Origin of the sequence: Rhodobacter sp. Har01 (genome assembly GCF_020564565.1) — a bacterium.
Classification (GTDB): Bacteria; Pseudomonadota; Alphaproteobacteria; order Rhodobacterales; family Rhodobacteraceae; genus Pseudogemmobacter.
The window spans coordinates 24127-40663 of the sequence record NZ_JAJCTD010000010.1 but is presented as its reverse complement, the minus strand read 5'-3'; the positions used below and the strand labels follow the sequence as shown (position 1 = coordinate 40663).

The 16537-nt window shown below is 67.5% G+C and carries 20 protein-coding genes and 1 pseudogene; 2 read left to right on the top strand and 19 right to left on the bottom strand.

The window, feature by feature from the left end; all coding sequences use genetic code 11:
• Positions 1 to 2 precede the first annotated feature (2 nt).
• The 14 genes from LHP98_RS17790 to LHP98_RS17725 all read right to left on the bottom strand — a co-directional run bounded on the left by LHP98_RS17790 (position 3) and on the right by LHP98_RS17725 (position 9637).
• On the bottom strand, positions 3 to 305 hold the full coding sequence (locus tag LHP98_RS17790; protein WP_227253915.1) for a hypothetical protein: 303 nt from the start codon (positions 303 to 305) through the stop codon (positions 3 to 5).
• Positions 196 to 432, bottom strand: coding sequence for an Hpt domain-containing protein (locus tag LHP98_RS19720; RefSeq protein WP_227253914.1), 237 nt, complete (start codon positions 430 to 432; stop codon positions 196 to 198). The genes LHP98_RS17790 and LHP98_RS19720 overlap by 110 nt, the downstream gene beginning before the upstream one ends.
• 112 nt (positions 433 to 544) lie before the next feature.
• Positions 545 to 1771, bottom strand: a complete 1227-nt coding sequence (locus tag LHP98_RS17780) for an ABC transporter permease subunit (RefSeq protein ID WP_227253906.1) — start codon at positions 1769 to 1771, stop codon at positions 545 to 547.
• Positions 1768 to 2574 carry an ABC transporter ATP-binding protein gene (locus LHP98_RS17775; protein ID WP_227253905.1) on the bottom strand — a complete coding sequence of 269 codons (807 nt, stop codon included), beginning with the start codon at positions 2572 to 2574 and terminating at the stop codon, positions 1768 to 1770. The genes LHP98_RS17780 and LHP98_RS17775 overlap by 4 nt, the downstream gene beginning before the upstream one ends.
• Before the next feature lie 74 nt (positions 2575 to 2648).
• Positions 2649 to 3635 (bottom strand): ABC transporter substrate-binding protein, encoded by a 987-nt coding sequence (locus LHP98_RS17770; protein ID WP_227253904.1) that lies wholly within the window; start codon positions 3633 to 3635, stop codon positions 2649 to 2651.
• 181 nt (positions 3636 to 3816) lie between these two features.
• Positions 3817 to 4506, bottom strand: a complete 690-nt coding sequence (locus LHP98_RS17765; protein ID WP_227253903.1) for a serine O-acetyltransferase — start codon at positions 4504 to 4506, stop codon at positions 3817 to 3819.
• Positions 4507 to 4764 (bottom strand): hypothetical protein, encoded by a 258-nt coding sequence (locus LHP98_RS17760; protein ID WP_227253902.1) that lies wholly within the window; start codon positions 4762 to 4764, stop codon positions 4507 to 4509.
• 202 nt (positions 4765 to 4966) lie between these two features.
• Positions 4967 to 5686: a sulfate/molybdate ABC transporter ATP-binding protein gene (locus LHP98_RS17755; RefSeq protein ID WP_227253901.1), complete on the bottom strand. Its 720-nt coding sequence runs from the start codon at positions 5684 to 5686 to the stop codon at positions 4967 to 4969.
• Positions 5687 to 5696: 10 nt separating this feature from the next.
• Positions 5697 to 6560 (bottom strand): sulfate ABC transporter permease subunit CysW, encoded by an 864-nt coding sequence (gene cysW / locus LHP98_RS17750; protein ID WP_227253900.1) that lies wholly within the window; start codon positions 6558 to 6560, stop codon positions 5697 to 5699.
• Positions 6553 to 7389 (bottom strand): sulfate ABC transporter permease subunit CysT, encoded by an 837-nt coding sequence (gene cysT, locus LHP98_RS17745; protein ID WP_227253899.1) that lies wholly within the window; start codon positions 7387 to 7389, stop codon positions 6553 to 6555. The genes cysW and cysT overlap by 8 nt, the downstream gene beginning before the upstream one ends.
• A 23-nt stretch (positions 7390 to 7412) precedes the next feature.
• On the bottom strand, positions 7413 to 8366 hold the full coding sequence (locus LHP98_RS17740) for a sulfate ABC transporter substrate-binding protein (RefSeq protein WP_227253913.1): 954 nt from the start codon (positions 8364 to 8366) through the stop codon (positions 7413 to 7415).
• A 260-nt stretch (positions 8367 to 8626) separates the two neighbouring features.
• Positions 8627 to 8827 carry a hypothetical protein gene (locus LHP98_RS17735; RefSeq protein WP_227253898.1) on the bottom strand — a complete coding sequence of 67 codons (201 nt, stop codon included), beginning with the start codon at positions 8825 to 8827 and terminating at the stop codon, positions 8627 to 8629.
• The gene (locus LHP98_RS17730) at positions 8824 to 8988 is read right to left on the bottom strand and encodes a hypothetical protein (protein ID WP_227253897.1); all 165 of its coding nucleotides are present in this window, start codon (positions 8986 to 8988) and stop codon (positions 8824 to 8826) included. The genes LHP98_RS17735 and LHP98_RS17730 overlap by 4 nt, the downstream gene beginning before the upstream one ends.
• 196 nt (positions 8989 to 9184) lie before the next feature.
• Positions 9185 to 9637, bottom strand: a complete 453-nt coding sequence (locus LHP98_RS17725) for an Rrf2 family transcriptional regulator (protein WP_227253896.1) — start codon at positions 9635 to 9637, stop codon at positions 9185 to 9187.
• 180 nt (positions 9638 to 9817) lie between these two features.
• Here LHP98_RS17725 and LHP98_RS17720 point away from each other — a divergent pair, with 180 nt between their 5' ends.
• Both LHP98_RS17720 and LHP98_RS17715 read left to right on the top strand, forming a co-directional pair.
• The gene (locus LHP98_RS17720) at positions 9818 to 10291 is read left to right on the top strand and encodes an Lrp/AsnC family transcriptional regulator (RefSeq protein WP_227253895.1); all 474 of its coding nucleotides are present in this window, start codon (positions 9818 to 9820) and stop codon (positions 10289 to 10291) included.
• 125 nt (positions 10292 to 10416) lie between these two features.
• The gene (locus LHP98_RS17715; protein WP_227253894.1) at positions 10417 to 10989 is read left to right on the top strand and encodes an RBBP9/YdeN family alpha/beta hydrolase; all 573 of its coding nucleotides are present in this window, start codon (positions 10417 to 10419) and stop codon (positions 10987 to 10989) included.
• 242 nt (positions 10990 to 11231) lie between these two features.
• Here LHP98_RS17715 and LHP98_RS17710 read toward each other — a convergent pair.
• From LHP98_RS17710 to LHP98_RS17690, 5 genes and pseudogenes are all read right to left on the bottom strand, one after another.
• Positions 11232 to 12440, bottom strand: a pseudogene (locus LHP98_RS17710) (family 2A encapsulin nanocompartment cargo protein cysteine desulfurase); the annotation flags it as partial.
• Positions 12441 to 12515: 75 nt separating this feature from the next.
• Positions 12516 to 12866, bottom strand: coding sequence for a hypothetical protein (locus LHP98_RS17705; protein WP_227253893.1), 351 nt, complete (start codon positions 12864 to 12866; stop codon positions 12516 to 12518).
• 16 nt (positions 12867 to 12882) lie between these two features.
• Positions 12883 to 13086 (bottom strand): hypothetical protein, encoded by a 204-nt coding sequence (locus LHP98_RS19645; protein WP_227253892.1) that lies wholly within the window; start codon positions 13084 to 13086, stop codon positions 12883 to 12885.
• 144 nt (positions 13087 to 13230) lie between these two features.
• On the bottom strand, positions 13231 to 14205 hold the full coding sequence (locus LHP98_RS17695; RefSeq protein WP_227253891.1) for an urea transporter: 975 nt from the start codon (positions 14203 to 14205) through the stop codon (positions 13231 to 13233).
• A gap of 25 nt (positions 14206 to 14230) precedes the next feature.
• Positions 14231 to 16522 carry a VWA domain-containing protein gene (locus LHP98_RS17690; protein WP_227253890.1) on the bottom strand — a complete coding sequence of 764 codons (2292 nt, stop codon included), beginning with the start codon at positions 16520 to 16522 and terminating at the stop codon, positions 14231 to 14233.
• Positions 16523 to 16537: the final 15 nt, after the last annotated feature.

Below are 16537 nucleotides of genomic sequence, written 5' to 3'. Positions count from 1 at the left end.
CCTCAGTTGGTGCTCTCCACATCTTCCGGGCAAGCCCAGTCCACCGTGGCGCAAGTGGTGGCCGAGGGACGGAACCGCACCTCCCGGGTCGCCTCTGCCACGGGCGGCGCGGCTGGGGCCTGGTCGACCGCAGCGCGCAAGTCGGCGAGGATCACATCCACCTCGGGCCAGGCCTGAAGTGCGGCCTTCGCGGTCTCATCCCCGCCCGCATCCCGCAGGGCAATCATATGGTCGCGCCCGATCAGCGCCGCGTCCAGAAGCGCGGGAGACGCCGATCCTGCCTTCGCGCACCAGGTCGAAGGCATCCTCGAAATGGTGGGCAAAGGCCGAAAGCGCCGGGAAGCCGGACATCGCCCCCCCGCCCTTCAGTGTATGCAGCGCCCGGAAGACCGAATCCAACGCTGCGGGCGAGGCGTCGGTCTCCAGGTCCATGAGCATGGTTTCCACCTGGCCGGAGCGATCCTTCGCGCTGGCTTTTCTTCGCCAAGGCGACCCATGTGGCCGCCCTTTACTACGGTCGGCCGCTGGGCCGGGCGTGACGGGTTCAGCCCTTGCCACGCCAGGGCACCAGCCGGCGCTCGGCCAGCCGCATCAGGATGTCGATGCCGTAGCCGATGAAGCCGATCAGCAGGATGCCCATGACCACGATGTCGGTCAGCTGGAACTTGGAGGCGACCAGGATCATCATCCCGGCCCCCTTCTCGGCCGCCACCAGTTCGGCCGCCACCACGGTGCCCCAGCAGACCCCAAGCGCCACGCGCAGCCCGGTGAAGATTTCGGGCAGCGAGTTGGGGATGATGACGTGCCGCAACACCTGCCCGCGCGAGGCGCCCAGCGAATAGGCCGCGTGGACCTTGGACAGCCGCACCCCGGTGATCCCGTTGCGCGCGGCGATCACCATGATCCACAGCGCCGCGAGGAACAGCAGCACGATCTTGCCGCTTTCCCAGATGCCGAACCAGATGATCACCAGCGGGATCAGCGCCAGCGGCGGCACCGGCCGCATGAACTCGACGATCGGGTCGAACCAGCCCCGGATCCAGCCGGACAGGCCCATGGCATAACCCAGGGGCACGCCCACCAGCGTGCCCAGCACCAGCCCCGCCAGCACCCGCCACAGCGAATAGCCCAGGTGTTCCCAAAGGGAATGGTTCTGGTAGCCGTCGCGGGCGATCTCGACCAGCCGCGCGGCCACGGCCTCGGGCGACGGCAGCCAGATCGGCTCCATCTGCCAGCCAGCATCCGGCGTGAAGCTGATCGAGCCCTTGGGCGTCAGCACGGCGTCGCCGTCCGCCACCTGCACCGCCTGGCCGGGACGCACCGGATGGCCGTCGATGGCGGTCACGAACGCGCCCGGTGCATCGTTCGTGGCGGGCTTGACCAGCGCGCTGCGCCAGGCGGGCGTCACCTCGGAGTCGTCGCGGGCGATACCGCTGCCGCCGGTGGCATCGGGCTTGTCGGGGCGTTCGCCGGGGCGGTGGACGCGGACCGTCACCGTTGCCTGCCCGGTTCCACCGCGGCCATCCTCGGCCGTGTAGGAGAAGGACGTGTCGCCCACGAAGGGGCCCGGCACATGCAAAGGCACCAGCGTCGATCCGGTGAAGGCGCCCCAGATCAGGAACAGCATCCCGACCGACAAGACCGAGGCCAGGCGCGACGGCCGCACCGACGATGCGTCGCCGAAGGTAAGGCGCGGGGTCTTGCGCCCGGCCAGCAAGGTCAGACTCCAGGCCAGGAAGAACAGCGCCACGTAGGCCAAAAGCACGGTCATGCGGCCACCCCGGAGCGGCCCATGATTTCCTCCTCCATGCCCCAGATCAGCGACAGGATCTCATCGCGGTGAGCGGCAAAGTCGGGGCGGGCCTTGATCGCGCGCAGGTCGGCGTCGACACCGGCCTCGGCAAAGGGCAGCCGGTATTCGCGGTACAGCCGGCCGGGGCGCGGCGCCATGACGATCAGGCGCTCGCCCAGCAGCAGCGCCTCCTCGACCGAATGGGTGATCAGGATCACCGTCTTGCCGGTTTCCTTCCACAGCTTCAGCACCAGGCCCTGCATCTTTTCGCGGGTCAGCGCGTCCAGCGCACCCAGCGGTTCGTCCATCAGCACGACCTGCGGGTCGCCCGCCAGGCAGCGCGCCAGCGCCACCCGCTGCTGCATCCCGCCCGACAGCGCATAGACCGGCTTCTCGGCAAAGCCCTGCAACCCGGTCTGCTCCAGCAGCCGGTCGGTCACCCGGTTGCGATCGGAGCGGCCGATGGCGCGCATCCGCGGCCCGAAATCCACGTTCTTGCGCACGCTCATCCATTCGAACAGCGCCCCTTGCTGGAACACCATGCCCCGGTCAGGCCCCGGCCCGCGGATCGGCTGTCCGCCCAGGGTAACCGCCCCGCCGGTCGGCCGCAGGAACCCGGCCAGGATGTTCAGAAGCGTGGTCTTGCCACAGCCCGAGGGGCCCAGGATCGAGACCAGCTCGCCCTCGGGGATCGACAGCGAGATGTCGGACAGCGCCTGCGTGGCGCTCTCCTTGGGATTGGCGAATTCCATCGACACGGCGTCGAGGGTGAGGGGCGTCATGGCGCGGTTCCTTCAATTGGGAAGGGCGGCGCGGGGAGGAGAACCCGCGCCGCCCCGTTCGCCGGCAACGACGGTCACAGCTTCGAGACGGCCTCGAGGTAGGAGGAGTCCACGACCCCGTCATAGCTGTCGAGCGCCGAGGGAATATTGCCGGTCGAGACGAAGAAGTCGGCCACACCCTTGAGATAGGCCTGCAGCCCGCCGCCCAGCCATTTGTCCGACAGCTTTTCCTCGATCGTCGGCAGGGCGAAGCCGGCAAGCTGCGCCTTGGTGCCATCCTCGTCCAGGCCGGAATCCTTGGCCAGGATCGGGACAAAGCCGTCAGGCGCCGCGGCGTAGGCGTTGTTCTGATCGTTGATCACCTTGAGGAATTTCGCCACCAGATCAGGGTTCTCCGCGGCGAAGGCGCCCGGTGCCGAGATCACGTCGAAGACGAAGATGCCGGCGGCTTCCTTCTCGGCCCCGGTCAGCAACACATTGCCGTAGTCCTTCGCCCGGGCCAGCGATCCGCCCCAGCCGCAGAACACATCGATATTGCCCTGGGCGATGGCGGCAGCGGCATCCGGCGGGGTCAGGTCCACCACCTGCAGCTTCGACACGTCGATCTTGAAGTATTCAAGCTGCTTGAGGAACCCGTAGTGCGCCGCGGTGCCCAGCGGCACGCCCACCTTCTTGCCCTCCAGTTCGGCCACGTTGTCCTTGGTGATTTCCAGGTCCTTACGAACGACGCAGTTGTCGTTCTCGGAATAGCTCACGGCGATGTCGATCGCCTTGAGGTCCTGCCCGGCCGAGGTGGCAGTGACGAAGGGTGGCACGCCCTGGCTGATCAGGACCTGCACATCGCCCGAGGCGGCCGCGGCCGACATGGCAACGCCGGTATCGAAGGCGCGCCAGTTCACCTTGACGCCCAGGTCCCGCTCGAAGGAGCCGTCCACCTTGGCAGCCTCGAAGGGCAGCGGCCATTCCAGGAAATAGGCAACGGTAATCTCTTCCGGCTGGGCCAGAAGGGGCGTGGCAGCCAGCGCGACAAAGGCGGTGGCGAAACCGGCGAGGCGGGACATTCTTTTCTCCATCAACATCTTGCGGGCCGTGGCCCGATTTTACACGACTCAGTTGGTCGTTGATGGACACTCTGCGGTCCCGGATTTCCGGACACCATTCCAAAGCCGGGGACCCACAGAGCAGATCATGGGCTTCGCCACCGGCACAAAGAGAAGAAACTTCCGCCGTTCGCCGCGCCGATTACGGCCGCGCAGGCGCAACAACCGAGAGATGTGGCTTGGCCTGGGTGACGATGGTGCCCGGCGCGGTGCCCTCGGTCAGCCAGACGCCGCCGCCGATGACCGACCCTTGGCCAATGGTGATGCGGCCCAGGATCGCGGCGCCGGCGTAGATCACCACGTCGTCCTCGACCACCGGGTGGCGCGGCTGGCCCTTGACCAGGGCACCGGTCTCATCGGCCTCGAAGCGTTTGGCGCCGAGCAGGACCTGCTGATACAGCCGCACGTTGCGGCCGACGACCGCGGTTTCACCGATCACCACGCCGGTGCCGTGGTCGATGAAGAACGAGGGGCCGATGCGGGCGCCAGGGTGGATGTCGATGGCCGTCCGCTCGTGCGCGTATTCGGCCATCACCCGGGCAATGATCACGGCACCCAGCCGATACAACTCGTGCGCAATGCGATGGCGCAGGATCGCTGCGACGCCGGGGAAGCAGAACACGATCTCGTCCAGGCTCTTCGCCGAAGGGTCGCCGGCATAAGCTGCGGCGATGTCGGTATCGTGCAGGTCGCGCACGCGGACCAGGCTTTCAATGAAGGCTTCGGCAGCCTGACGCGCCGAACTCGGGCCCGTTTCCGAAATCTTGCGGTCGTCCAGCCGCCACTCCAGCTCGATCTGCTGCGTCAGCCGCTGGCGGACCGACCCCAGCATCTACAGCACATGAGCCTCGGTCTCGTCCGGGGTCAGGCCCGGCGGGCCGAAATGGCGTGGGTAGAGCAGCCCCTCGACATCGTTCAGAAGCCCGATGATCTCGGCCTTCGACGGCAGCCGCGGCGTGGGTCGGCCATGATAGCGGCGCTGCTGCGAGACGATGCGGATCAGCCGCAGCCGCTCGGCCACGCCATCCAGGCCCAAAGGTGCGGGTTCGGGCGCAAGGGCCCCCGATGCTGGGTCGACAGATCTGGCCACCGCTTGGTCCATGTCTACTGGTTACCGAAAATGCTCTGCAGGGCCAATGGAACGGGCTTTCCCATTTGTGCCCGCCAAGAGTAGGTCGTTCTCCAACCCGGACCCCGCCTGCGGTATGGCGGCCGACCAGTCGGGGCGGCACAAGCGGGGTTGTGGGCCGCAGTGGTCGGAGTGCGGGCCTTGCAGCCGGCACGGCGGTCTTTCAGGCGGTGATGAAGGTGCGGACGAAGTCGGACGCGGGGCGGGCGCGGATGTCGTGGGGTTTGCCGATCTGCTCGATGCGGCCCATGGACATGACGACGACAAGGTCGGCCAGTTCCATGGCTTCGTCCTGATCATGGGTGACGAAGACGGTGGTCAGGCCGGTGCTGTCGTGGATGTCGCGCAAGCCCTGGCGAAGCTCCTTGCGGACTTTGGCGTCCAGCGCGCCGAAGGGTTCGTCCAGCAGCAGCATGCGCGGCTCGATCGCCAGGGCGCGGGCCAGGGCGACGCGCTGTCGCTGGCCGCCGGAAAGCTGGCTGGGATAGCGGGCGCCAATGCCGGGCAACTGGATCAGCTCCAGCAGCCTGGAGACCCGGCGGGCGATCTCGGCCCGTGGCGGGCGTACCGCGCGGGGTCGGGCGCGCAGGCCATAGGCGATGTTCTCGAAGACCGTCATGTGCCGGAACAGCGCGTAGGACTGGAACACGAAGCCGGCGCGGCGCTCCTGCACGGTCAGGCCGGTGGCGTCGGCGCCGTCGAACAGCACGCGGCCCGAAGTGGGGTATTCCAGGCCGCCGAGGATGCGCAGAAGCGTGGTCTTGCCCGAGCCCGAGGGCCCCAGCAGCGCCACCAGCGCCCCCGAGGGGATGGTCAGCGACACCGGGTTCAGCGCCGCGGTGGTGCCGAAGGCCTTCGATATCTCGTCGATCTCGATCAGCATGGGCAGTCTCCTAGGGACGGTGGCTTGCGGCCAGGGCATCGGCATTGCGGATCTCCAGCGCGGTCTTCAGCGCAAGGGTGACAAGGGCAAGAAGGGCAAGAAGGGCGGCCAGGCTGAAGGCCGCGACGGAAAGGTATTCGTTGTAGAGCATCTCGATGGTGATCGGCATGGTGGCGGTCTGGCCGCGGATCTTGCCGGACACCACCGCGACGGCGCCGAACTCGCCCATGGCGCGGGCGTTGCACAGCAGGACGCCGTAAAGCAGTGCCCAGCGGATGTTGGGCAGCGTCACGGTGCGGAAGACGCGCCAGCCGCTGGCGCCCAGGGTCAGGGCGGCCTCTTCCTCGGCCCTGCCCTGTTCGATCATCACCGGGATCAGTTCGCGCGCGACGAAGGGAAAGGTGACGAACATGGTGGCCAGCACGATGCCGGGCAGGGCAAAGACGATGGGCCAGCCCTGCGCCACCAGCCAGCCGCCGATCAGCGAATTGGCGCCGAACATCAGCACGATGCACAGCCCCGCCACCACCGGCGAGACCGAGAACGGCAGGTCGATCAGGGTGATCAGGAAGGCCTTGCCGCGGAAGTCGAACTTGGTGATGAACCAGGCTGCGGCGATGCCGAAGGCGGCGTTCAGCGGCACCGAGATCGCCGCGATGGTCAGCGTCAGCCGGATCGCGGCCTGGGCGTCGCGGTTGGCCAGACTGGCCACGGCGGCGGCCGAGCCGCGCGCCAGCGCCTCGGCGAAGACGGCGATCAGCGGGGCGAAGACCAGGACCGCAAGGCCAAGGACGGCGAGGCAGATCAGCGTCCAGCGGACAGCAGGGGCTTCCTCGGTCGCGGCGCGGAAGCGGGGGGCGGGGATGTCAGACATGGCCGATCCTCCTCCGGCTCCAGACCTGGATCAGGTTGATCGCCAGGAGCATCGCGAAACTGATCAGCAGCATGGCGATGCCGATGGCGGCGGCGGCATCGTAGTTGAACTCCTCCAGCTGGATGACGATCAGCAGGGGGGCGATCTCGGTCACCAGCGGGATGTTCCCGGCGATGAAGATGACGCTGCCGTATTCACCCACGGCCCGCGCCAGTGCCAGCGCGAAGCCGGTCAGTGCGGCGGGCGTCAACATCGGCAGGATGACGTGGCGCAGCGTGTAGGCGCGGCTGGCGCCCAGGGTGGCCGAGGCCTCCTCGACCTCGCGCTCGATCTCTTCGATGACCGGCTGCACGGTGCGGGTGACGAAGGGCAGGCCGACGAAGACCAGGGCGATGAAGATGCCCCATTGGGTATAGGCGATCTTCCAACCCAGATCCCTTGCCAGCGCCCCGAAGACACCGTTCGGCGCATACAGCGCGGTCAGCGCGATGCCGGCCACCGCGGTCGGCAGGGCGAATGGCAGGTCCACGGCGGCATCCAGGATGCGGCGACCGGGAAAGCGGTAGCGCACCAGCACCCAGGCCAGCAGAAGGCCGAAGACCAGATTGAACAGCGCCGCGAACAGCGATAGCCGGAACGACAGGAACAGCGCCGCCCAGACGCGTTCGCGGTTCACCGTCTGCCAGATGCCCTCGATGCCGTAAGAGGCGCCCTTCAGGAGAAGGGCGCCGATCGGCAGAAGGACGATCAGGGACAGCATCGTCAGGGTGATCCCCATGCTGAGGCCAAGGCCCGGGATGGGGGATCGGTGGATCAGCGGCTTGCCCATGCTCTGCCTCTCTTCAGCCGGCCTTATTTCGGCACGTAGATCTGATCGAAGATACCGCCATCGCCAAAGTGTTCGGGCTGCACCTTGGCCCAGCCGCCGAAGGCGTCGATGCCGACCAGGTCAAGCTGCGGGAAGCGCGCCACGTCCTCGGGGTTGGCAGCCGAAGGATCCCAGGCGCGGTAGAAGTGCTTGTAGGCCAGGGCCTGGCCTTCGGGCGAGTAGAGAAAGTTCAGGTAGGCCTCGGCCAGCTTGCGGCTGTCGTCGGTCTTGATGTTGCCTTCGACCAGCGCCACCGGCGGCTCGGCCAGCACGCTGACCGACGGCACCACGATGTCGAACTGATCCTCGCCCAGTTCCTTCAGCGCCAGATAGGCCTCGTTCTCCCAGGCCAGCAGCACATCGCCGATGCCACGTTGCGCGAAGGTGGTGGTCGAGCCGCGGGCGCCCGAATCCAGCACCGGTACGTTCCTGAACAGCTTGCCCACGAACTCCTTCGGGTCTTGGCCGTTCTTCTCGGCCCAGGCCCAGGCGGCCAGGTAATTCCACCGCGCACCGCCACTGGTCTTGGGATTCGGGGTGATCACTTCCACCCCGTCCGCGACGAGGTCGCCCCAGTCCTTCAGGCCCTTGGGGTTGCCCTCGCGCACCAGGAAGACGATGGTCGAGGTATAGGGCGAGGAGTTGTGCGGCAGCCTGGACTGCCAGTCCGGGGGCAACTTGCCGGCCTCGGCGATCTTGTCGATGTCCGAGGCAAGGGCAAGGGTCACCACCTGCGCCTCCAACCCGTCGATCACCGCCCGCGCCTGGCTTCCGGACCCGCCATGACTGACCTCGATCGTGGGGGCTTCATTGCCTTGGGCCACCCACCAGGCGCTGAACACTTCGTTGAGCTCGCGGTACAGTTCGCGCGTGGGGTCATAGCTGACGTTCAGCAGGCTTTCGGCCTGCACCGGGGCGGGGGCGCCGACAAACCCCATCAGCGCCAGCGCGGCGCCGGCAAGGGCGGCACGCAGGGTCCGCGGCACCGGCCAGCCGGTCAGCCGTTCGCGGCCGGTCTCGATGGTCACCCGGCCATCGGTCAGTTCGGCGACCCGAAGGCCCTGGGCGGTGACGTCGCCCGCAACTTGGATGGTGGTCAGCACGTCAATCTCCTTGGAAATGGGGCGCCCGGCGCTTGCGGCGCGGCGCAGGAAGGGCATCACGCCCAGGATGGTGAGCGGGGTATCGAAGCGGGGGGTCATGCGCGGCCCCCCGAGCCAAGCGGTTCGACCCGGGCCTCCCAGACCGCGGCATCGCGGTTCTGCAGCAACTCGCGGGCGGCCTCCTCCGGGGCGCGGGTGAACAGCGTCAACGGGCTGCCGTTGATGCGGTGGGTCTTGCCGGTGCGGCGATCGACCAGGCGCACGGCAAAGGTCTGCGACAGCGGGGCGGCATTCATAGCGCCACCGTCAGCAGAACCGCTGCCCAGCCGAGACCCGACAGAACGACGACCGCGCAGCAGGCAGTTCCCGAAGGCAGCGACCAGTCCGGATCCATGGAAAGGGGGTTGGCCGTTGCGGCCGGAAACTCGCGGCCAGGGATGAGGGAGAGCTGCGCCATGATCGTGATCCTCTGCGTTCTGATGGCTTCGATCAGCCTGGGTTGGCAGTGCTTCACCATAATATCGACAGACTTGGTCGATTATTGCAATGGAATATTATCGCTAAAATCAGTCGTGATTATAGAATTGAATTCTCCGTTCCGCCCCGGCCTCTGGCCCGGACGCAATCTGGCGAAACTTCGGAAACTCAGTGGCTTATGCGCTGATAATCTGGGCCGTCGCGGGATGCGACCGCAACATGTCTTCCAGAGTAAGCGAATCGATGATCACCAGATACGACCAGAACACCTCGGCAAAGACCTTGCGGATGCGGCAGGTCGCCTCGTCGGTGCAGTCCTCGCAGCGCTGGTAGGCGCGCCGCGACAGGCAGGGCAAGGGTGCGATCGGCCCGTCGATGGTGCGCAAGAGTTCCGAGATCGAGATCTCGGACGGCTTCTTGATCAGGACATACCCTCCGGACCGCCCCCGGATCGACGCGATCACGCCGGCGTTGCGCACTTCGAGCAGGATGTGTTCGAGGAACCGCTTCGGCGTGCCCGACCGGCGAGCGATCTCTTCGATTGTCAGCGGTTCGGGCTGACCCTTGGCCGCCTCGTCGGCAAGGGCCAGAAGCGCCTTGAGAGCGTACTTCATCTTCTGCGTGATCATTGAGCGAGCCTAATCATCGGAACCACGGGAATCAATGTCGGGATTGTCGGAAAACCGCCGCCCTGCGTGCTTTGTTGTCAGGAGCGCACATAATATACGATAAGAACGGTAGACAAAAAGAACATTTCTGTCATGCTTGCCACGCGCCTGGGTCTTCGGGCGTAGAACACGGAGAACGCCATGTCCGGGATGGACCTGATCGACCGTAAGATCGTGGCCGAACTGATGCGCGACGCAACGCTTCCGGTCGCCCAGATCGCCGACAAGGTCGGGCTGTCGCAGACCCCCTGCTGGAAGCGCATCCAGAAGCTGGAAGCCTCGGGCATCCTCACCGGTCGCGTCGCCCTGGCCGACCCGGCAAGGCTTGGCTTCGGCTTGACCGTCTTCGTCGGCATCGAGGCCCCCGACCATACTGCCGACTGGCGCGAGGCATTTGCCAAGGCAGTGACCGCCCAGCCCGCCATCATGGAAGTCTACCGCATGGCCGGCGACATGGACTATCTGCTGCACGTCGCCGTGCTGGACATGGCGGCCTTCGACGCGCTCTACAAGGCGCTCACCGATGCGGTGCCGATCAAGAACGTCACTTCGCACTTTGCCATGGAGCGGATGAAGTTCACCACCGCCTATCCGGTCGACACCCGCAACCGCTGAGCCGCAGGAGAACGTCCTTCCCTTTCCGGGCCGGTCTTTGGAATCCTCAATCACGACGTTCCTGATAGAGTATTCCCTGCATCCAGGCCCGCCCCGGACAGCCCCGGACAGGAAGGGCCACCGCCATGACCAAGACGCTGATCGTTCCCGGCCTCGACGGCTCGCCCGCGCCGCACTGGCAGCACTGGTTGGCCGCGACCGACCCCCGCGCGCTGACGGTGGACCTGTCAGACCCGGGCCGCCCCAACCCGGTGGTCTGGGAGGCGGAACTGGCCGCGATGGTGCTGATTCATCCCGGCAGCGTTCTCGTCGGTCATTCGCTGGGCGCGGTGCTGATTGCCCGCCTGCTGGTCCGCTGGCCGCAGGCAAAGGTGCGCGCAGCCCTGCTGGTCGCCCCTGCCGAAACCCGCGGCAATGACCGCGTCGGCCACTTCGGCCCCATTCCCGAACGGACGCTCGACGTCCCCGCCTTCGTGGTCGGCAGTCGGAACGACCCCTGGATGACCCTGGACCGTACCCGCGCCCTGGCCCACGCATGGGGCGCCGGCCTCGTCGACCTCGGCCGGGCCGGGCACATCAACGTCGCCTCGGGCTTCGGCCCCTGGCCCCTGGGAAAGTCCCTGCGTGACGACCTGATGTTGCGCACCCTCCCCCCCGCCCCTGCCAGGCCCGATCCTGTCTTCCGGAGAATTCTCTGATGCACCGCCTGTTCCGCTCGTCCCGGCCGGGAAAGTCCGAATACGCCAGCCTGGTGCTGTTTCTGGTCGCCTGGCTGGCGACCATCAGCCTGATCGCCACCCCAAGGGACGTGCCGTTCCGGGCCGTGATCCCGATCTCGCCGATCCTGCCGGACTGACCGCAGGACAGGCCCCAGGTGAACGTGAAGACGGCCCGCGCTCCTGCCGGAAGCGGGCCGCAGGCACGCCCGGGCAAGCCGGCGGATGACTTCGATGAACCGGTCGACCTCCTCGCAGGTGTTGCAGAAGGCCAGCGAGGCCCGCACCGTGGCTTCCACCCCAAACCGCCGCAGGATCGGTTGCGCGCAATGGTGACCCGACCGCACCACGATGCCCTCTTCGTTCAGCGCCCGGCCCACCGCTTCGGGGGTATGCCCCGCCAGCACGAAGGACAGAACGCTGGCCTTCTCGGGCGCCGTTCCGATGATCCGCACGCCTTTGATCGGCGCCAAACGGTCGATGGCATAGGCCAGAAGCTGGTGCTCGTAGGCGGCGATGCGTTCCAACCCCAGCGCCTGCACATAGTCCAGCGCCGCCCCCAGCCCCGCCGCGTCCGCGATGTTGCCGGTGCCGGCCTCGAACTTCGCGGGGGGCGGCTGGTAGAGCGAGCGTTCGAAGGTCACGTTCTGGATCATGTTGCCGCCGCCTTGCCAGGGCGGAATCCGCTCCAGCACCTCCTTGCGGCCGTAGAGGGCGCCAATCCCGGTGGGGCCGAACACCTTGTGCCCCGAGAAGACGAAGAAATCGGTGCCGATCGCCTGCACGTTCACCCGCAGGTGGCTGACCGATTGGGCGCCGTCGACCAGAGTCACCGCCCCCGCCGCCTTGGAGAAAGCGACGATCTCATGCACCGGAACCACGGTGCCCAACGCGTTCGCCACCTGCGTGACCGCGACCAGTTTGGTCCGCGGACCCAGCAGCGCGCGATACTCGGACAGGATCACCTGCCCGGTCTCGTCCACCGGGATCACCCGCAGCTTTGCCCCCTTGCGGGCGGCCAGTATCTGCCAGGGCACGCTGTTGGCGTGATGCTCCAGATGCGAGATGATGATCTCGTCGCCTTCGCCGATATTCGCCTCGCCCCAGGTGTTGGCGACGAGGTTGATGCCTTCCGTGGCACCCCGAACGAAGAGGATCTCCTCGGCCGAGGCGGCGCCCAGGAAGCCTCGTACCTTTTCGCGCGCGGCCTCGTAGGCATCGGTCGCCCGCGCCGCCAGTTCATGCGCGGCGCGGTGGATGTTCGAGTTCTCGTGTTCGTAGAACCGAACCAGCCGATCGATCACCGCCTGCGGCTTTTGCGTGGTGGCGGCATTGTCGAACCAGGCCAGCGGCCGCCCGTTCACCCGCTCGCGCAGGATCGGAAAGTCGCGGCGGATTGCTTTGACATCCAGACCCGGCGTGGGAGCGGACACCGCAACACGCGCGACAAGAAAGGAGTACTCCGCCTCGCGGCCCGTATCGAGATGGAACGAGGGCGGCCCGGACGTCTAGGGCAGCGCCGCGGGCGCCGGAACGCCCAGCGCGTGGCCGCCGAAGCGACCGTTCAGCGCCGGGGCCGCCAGCGACGCCAGGTCGGGCAATCCGTTCACTGCCGCAGACTTCGGCAACAGAGCCAGCGCCGAGGCCACCGCATCCAAAGCGGAATGCGGCGAGGTCGGGGCCAGGTTGCCGCCCGGCAACAACTCCCCCGGCAGCGCAGGCCCCTTGGCAAAGGGCCCCAGGTTCAACCCGCCCGGCAGCGGGTCTTGCCGGAGCGGGTTCGAAGGCAAGGCGGCCGCGCCCGGCAGGGCCGCGAAGAACTGCGTGGCCAACTGCGCCAGCGCCACCGGGTCGGGCACGCCCGCGGGGATGGGGTCACTTCAGGTATGTGTTGGCACAATCATGGAACTTTCCGATCTCGACATCATCCAGAACCGCCAGCGCGTCGGGCGATGGCACGGCGAGGCTGCGGTAAAGGCTGATCAGATACGAGGCGATGGCCGCCCAGTCGGACCAACCGGATGGCGGTGAGGTCTGGCGTGACGCGGCTGCCGATGGCCCTGCCGGCACTCGCATCATGTTCCAGGAGCCGCGCCTGCTGCCCTGGGCGCGCATCCTGACTGAGGAAAGCGTTGCCGGACGTGCCTGGTCATTGCCTGTATTCATTCCGGCGCTGTGGCTGTCACATCATCATGGCCGGAAGGAGTACCTTTCGCTGCGGCGTCATTCTTGCCGCGCGCGCAGACGCGGCAAGGGCTTGCAGGCGAGAAGGAAGAGCCATGTGACCAGCACGAAGGGCAATGTCAGGGCGGGCAGACCCATTGGCTCCAATGCCGTGGCAATCACCGCGTAGACAAGGGGCGTTGCGATGCTTGGGGCGAGGACGTGGGCCAGGTGGTTCCTGGACCAAGGGCACAAGGTGCTGCCGAACCCGATGGCAACGAGCACACCGTTGTATCCAAACAGACCCGACTGCAACGCTGGGATCGACGCCCCCAACCCCCATGCCACGAGCAACCCGATCAGGGAGCCCGCGATCCCGGCGGCAAAGGCGCGCTTCGACCCGATCAGCAGGCCGAAGGCGAAGACGGCGCCGGTGACCGGACTTTCCTGGAGAAATACCTGGGCGAAGCCATTGAGGACACCCTCCGCCAGCATCGAAGCGGAAAGTGCCGTCACATCGGGCACTACCGCAGCGGCAAGCAGCTCTTCCGGTGGCAGTTGGCTCAGGTGCCTGGATGCCAGAACAAAGCTCAGGGTGACAAATACGAAGGGTGCGGTAAGAGGCGGCAGCTTCCAGGTGTCCAGCAGCGCAAGCAAGGCCGCGAAGACCACCGTCGAAAAGGCCGCCGCAAGCAGGATGCAAAGCCAGCTCAGAGGTTCCGGCCGCAGGAAGGCCACCAGCGCGACGGCGACAAGTGCGCCGTTGAAGCCGAAGAGGCCCGCGCGCACCAGGGCGCGCTCGGCGCCCAGGATCATGGCGGCCAGGGTGCTGGCCATGCTGCCGGCCAGAACGGCAACGCCGGCGACGGTGGAATTGCAGAACACCCCGAGCACGAAGACCAGACCGGTATAGGCGTTGTTCTGCAACATCACCTGGCCGACTCCGCGCAGCGTGCTGTCGATGAACTCGGCCAGCCACAGCCCCGGTGCACTGCCGCCCTCGGCCAACCCGGTCCTGGACAGCCGCATCGTCATGGTGATGGCGGGCGCCCGGCGCACATCATGCGGTCAGGCGGAAATACAGCATCGGCAGCTTCATCGGCAGCGTCTCGACATTCGCGATCTGCACGGCATTGCGCCGCCCGAAGATCCGCCCCAGGAACGCCTCGCCGCTGCCCGTCAGCGCGACGCAGAAGACGTCGATCCCCTGCTGGCCAAGCTCGTGCACGGCCTTGCGCGCATCTTCGGCCAGGTGCCGGCGGTTCTCGACGTCAATGTCGGACGGCTCGCCGTCGGTCACCACAAGGATCAGCCGCCGGTAGGTCGATTGCCCGGCGATCTCGGCCCCCGCGTGGCGCAGGGCGGCGCCCAGACGGGTTGAAAACCCCGGCCTCAGACCGGCCAGCCGCCGCCTTGCGCCGGCATCGTAGGGGCGGCCGAAATCCTTGATGCGGAAGTAGCGAACGTCGTTGCGCCCGTTCGAGCAGAAGGCGTGGATCGCAAACGGATCGCCGACGCCGGCCATGGCCTGCGCCAGCAGCGCGGTCGCCGTCCGCTCAAGGGAAAACACCGAAACCGCGCCGCCGCGGATCGTATCCTTGGTCGATTCCGAGATGTCCAGCAGCAGCAGCACCGACATGTCGCGATGCATCAGGGCCATTGTCTCATAGACGCGGTGGTCGGGCGAAAGACCGGCGCGAAGGTCGATGGCCACGCCGACCGCGGCGTTGAGGTCCAGCCGGTCACCGTCGGGCTGACGGCGCTGGCGGGCCGGCCGGCTGACCCGCGCCTGCCGGACCAGCGCCGCGATGCGCCGCTCGGCATCGGCATGCTCGGCCAGGATGCGGTCGATGATCGCCGCCGGGGCCAGCGGTGGCTCGTGTTCGACCACGGTGGTCCAGTCGCGGCGCACCTCGCCGGCCAGATAGTCCCATTCCGGGTAGCGCGCTACCGGCACGCCGTCTTCGGCGGCAACCGCCTTCAAGCGCCCCACGCGATCGGCCCCCCCGGGGTCGGGCTCTTCGCGCTCGCGGTCGTGCGGCTGGTCGGGGGTCTCGGCCCGCTCGATCCGGACCGAGTCGAGCACCGTCTGCACGGTGTCATCGGCGTCCGGCGGGGGCGGGCCGAAATCCCAGATGCCAAGGTTGTCGTCGCGATAGGGCGGCTGGACGACATGGGTCTTGGCATTGAACTGAACCCGCATCTGGCCCAGGTCGTTGCCCAAGAGCATCCCGATCCGCCGGATCTGTTCGGGGTCGGAGTAATCAGGGCCAGCCTCGGCGAACAGCCGCCGGGCCTTGGCGATCCAGGGATTGTCGTCGGCGAAGTCCGGGTCGATCAACGCCCGGGCAAGCCGGGCCAGAAGCGGCTCTGCCAGGTTCGGCCCGGCGGGCGCATCGGCTTCGCCTGCGATGTGGAACCGCCGCCAAAGCCGCAACAGACCGGGGTATTGCCGCGCGGCCAGCGCTTCGACCCGCGCATCCTCGACCAGCGACACCAGCGCGACCTGAAGCGGCTTCAGGGTTTTCACGGGGAATTTCTCGCGGGTAAAGGCCAGGTGGGCCCCGATATGGGCGACCGCGGCCTTGAACAGCGCCTCGGCATCGCTGTCCGAGTACCCGGCAAAGGTCTCGGGCAGGCGGATCAGGGTGCCGTCGAAGCTGGCCCGCCGCGCAACGTGCAGGGCGCGGGTGGCCGCGGCCGACCGCAGCACCGGCTCCACACCCCACAGCCCCACGACCAGCGCCTTCAGCCGCCGTTCCATGGTCTGCAGCCGCACACCGCCCGCCTGATGCCGATAGCTGGCCAGCAGGTCGGGGTCGGCCAGCGCGAAATGCGCCGCGCGGGCCGCGGCATCGCTCAGGGCCAGGCCCGCGGCCACAAAGCTGCGAAACCCGCGGGCATCAAGCTGCGTGAGCAGCGTGTCGGTCCGCACCATGACCGACCGGATCACGTCCGGCGCCGCCCCGGCCAGTTCACCCAGCGAGGCCAGCCAGACTTGGAAGCCATCGGCGTCGCCCAAGAGCGTTGCCGCGCGCGGCGCGTGCGAGATCAGGCCCGCCGCGGCCGGCCCGCCGGCGCGATGCGCAACTTCGGCAACCGCCTGGGCCAGATCAAGCGCTGCGTCCGGCCCCAGGCTGCGCGCGATGCGGGGGGTCACCCGGGCCAGGTCCAGCGCGGTGCGCGGCCGATCGGGCGTGGCCTGCGCCAGCGCCCGGAAGGTGTCGATCCAGCGGTCAAGCCGGGCCCCGAACAGCGCCTTGCGGATATCGCTCCAGACCGGCAGCCCGACATCTCTGGCGATCCCGGCCTGGGCCAGCAGGTCGCTTACCACCTGATCGCGGTCAGACATGCGCCGGCCCCCGGC